At 64.8% G+C, this 2,805-nt stretch carries 1 protein-coding gene; it reads right to left on the minus strand.

The genetic code is table 11. The annotated features are described in order from the left end of the window. The coding region (locus ABSG20_RS33990; protein ID WP_423868816.1) for a beta strand repeat-containing protein at positions 1 to 2,805 on the minus strand (2,805 nt) is incomplete at both ends.

The raw sequence follows: 2,805 nt of genomic DNA on the forward strand, positions 1-2,805 counted from the left end.
GCGATGACATTGCCGGTGCCGGCGATGGCGACGGCGTCCTGATTGCCGGACGCGATGACGCTGTCGCCGGAAGTCTCGCTGATGGCATTGGCATTGCCGGATATCGCGGCCGTGCTGTTGGCGCCAAGCGCCAGCGTCCCCTGATTCATCGCGATCGAATCATTGATGCCGGTGACGTCGATCGAGGTGCCGCTGCCGGTGACAGACAGGCTGGAGAGATTGCCGACCAGGTTGACCGCGGCGTTGCCGCCGACGCTGACGCTGTCGGAAGAACCGGTCAGCGTGCCGCTGCTGCCGTTCGCAAACGTCACAGTGGCATTGCTGACAGTGGCGTTCACGCCGGTGCCGGCGATATCGACCGAATCCTGGGTGCCGCTCATCGTCAGCGTAGCATTGGACCGCAGCGTCACCGCATCGCTGTTGCCGGTAAGCGTAGTGCCGGCGCCGGCTTCGACCGTGATGGTGCCGGCGCTGACCGCGGTGGTGTTGCCGCTGCCGGTGACATCGATGGCGCTGCCGGCACCGGTCACGCCAAGGCCGGTATTGGATTTTTGCGTGATGAGATCGCCGGTGCCGGTCACAGCAGCGGAAGCGCCATTCTCCAGCGTGATCGTGCTCCCGTTGAGCCCGACAATCGCGCCGCTGCCGTTGACATCGAGCGCGATGCCCGAGCCTTGCGAACTCAGGGAATCCGAGGCGCCGTCGAGCACGACGGTAGAACTCGATCCCACCGTGACGGCATCGGAGGAACCTGTGATGGTGACCTTGGCAAAAGCGCCTGACGACACCGTGCCGTTCGAGCCTGTAAGCGCGATGGTGGCGTAATCGCCGGCGCCGATATTAGCGCCATTGCCGTCAACGGTCAGATTGGCTTCGAGGCCAGCGGTAAGGCTATCGCCGCTGCCGGTCGCCGTGGCGGTGGCGTTGTCGCCGAGCGTGGCGCTGTCGTTATTGCCTGAGATCGTGACGCTATCGCTCTTGCCGCCGGTGATCGAGCCGCCGGAGCCGTTCAGATTGACGCTCGCGCTGTTGCCGACCGCGAGCATCTCGCTGGCACCGGTCGCGGCGATCGAGGAACCATCGCCGGCGCGGGCACTGTTCTGGTCGCCCTTGATGAGGATGACCGCGCCGCTGCCGGCTGCGACCCCATTGCCCGAGCCGGTGACCGTGACCTGTGCCTTGCTGCCGGCGGTGATGCTGTCACCTGTGCCGTTCACGGTGACGGTGGCGTTGTCGCCGAGCGTGCCGGTGTCGTTATTGCCGGTGATGGAGAGCGAGGAATCGTCTCCCTCTGTTGCCGCATCGGTGCCGCCCGCGATCGTAACCGTCTCGGCGTTGCCCGCCTGGATCGTGGTCGCATTGCCCTGCAGATTGATCGAACCGTTGGCGGCGGCGGTAACCGAGCCGCCCGAGCCGTTCAGCGTGACCTGAACGCCGTTGCCCACCGCCACCGTCGCGCTGGCGCCGGTCACGGTGACGATCGAGCTGTCGCCGGCGGTGATCTGGTCGTTGTCGCCGGTGACGGCTATCGTCGAGCCGTAGCTCGCCGATGTCAGGTCTTTGGAACCGAATACCTGGATGTTGGCGGCACTGGCAGCGGTCGTGGTACTGCCGTCGCCGTTGATGGTGATGGTCGCACCGTCCAGCGCCGTGGTGTTGTCGCCGTTGCCGGTGATAGTGATGTCAGCGCCGTTGCCAGCGGTGCTCGTATCTTGATTGCCGTTGATTACCCAAACATCCGAGTCGCCCCCGTTGGTGGCATCGCCGTTACCGTTGACGGTCACCGTCGCGCCGTCACCGACCGTCGTCGTATCGCCCGTGCCATTGAGCGTCAGCGTCGCCGAACCGCCGGCGCTGATCTGATCGCCATCGCCGGTCAGCGTGGCCTGCGCCGACGCCGCCAGCGCGATGCTGCTATCGGTCAGCCCGACCTCGTCGCCGGTGCCGGACAAGGACAGCGTGACGCCATCGTCGCCGGCGACCGCGTCATCGATGCCGCTCAGGACGAGGCTGCTGCCGGCGGTGAGGTAGACCATCCCGTCGCGCATCGACAGCCTCTCGCCGGTGCCGTTGAACTTGACCGCCGCGCCGATGCCGCTGACGCTGACCGAATCATCATTGCCGACCACGGTAACATTGGAGCGCGAGCCGGCCGTGATGGTGTCATTGCTGCCGGTGATGGCATAGGTGGCGCCGGCGACGACATGGACGGTGCCATTGGAGAGCGTGATCGATTGATTGAGATAATAGTCGTAGACCGTCTCGGTGCCGTCGTCGTTGAAGTAGATTTCCTCGACCAAGAGGCCGTTATTGTCATGGACGGTCTCGTGGAACTTGAAGTCGGCGGTCGGGGCGCCGCTGATGGCACCGAGCAGGTCCTGACTGACAAAACCGAACGCCGATCCGGCCCAGCCGCCCACGCCATACCAGCTCGGCGCCACCACCTTGGTGCCCGGCTCGAGGGTGGCGGTCCAGCCCGGCTCCTCCACGACCTGGTTGATGCCGAGTTCTTCCGCGCGCAATAGCGTCAGCTGCCAGCCGGTCGCGAAGCTGCTGTCGGGGTTGAGCGCCATCAGCAGATTTATTTCCTCGGTATTTTGCGTGTAGGTCTCGTAATCCCGCGCGATCTGCATGTCGGCGGCGACCGCGCTCATATTGGAGTCCTGCTGCACGGCAGCGGCAAGCGCAGCGGTCAGGATCGGATCGCCGTTTGTCAGCCGCATGTTTTGCAACAGCCCCATGATGGCTTGGTTGGAGAAGGTGGCCCAGCCGGTTGAACTGTCATAGTAGTCCGATGCCGCGGTC

Origin of the sequence: Bradyrhizobium sp. (genome assembly GCF_049512235.1) — a bacterium.
GTDB lineage: Bacteria > Pseudomonadota > Alphaproteobacteria > Rhizobiales > Xanthobacteraceae > Bradyrhizobium.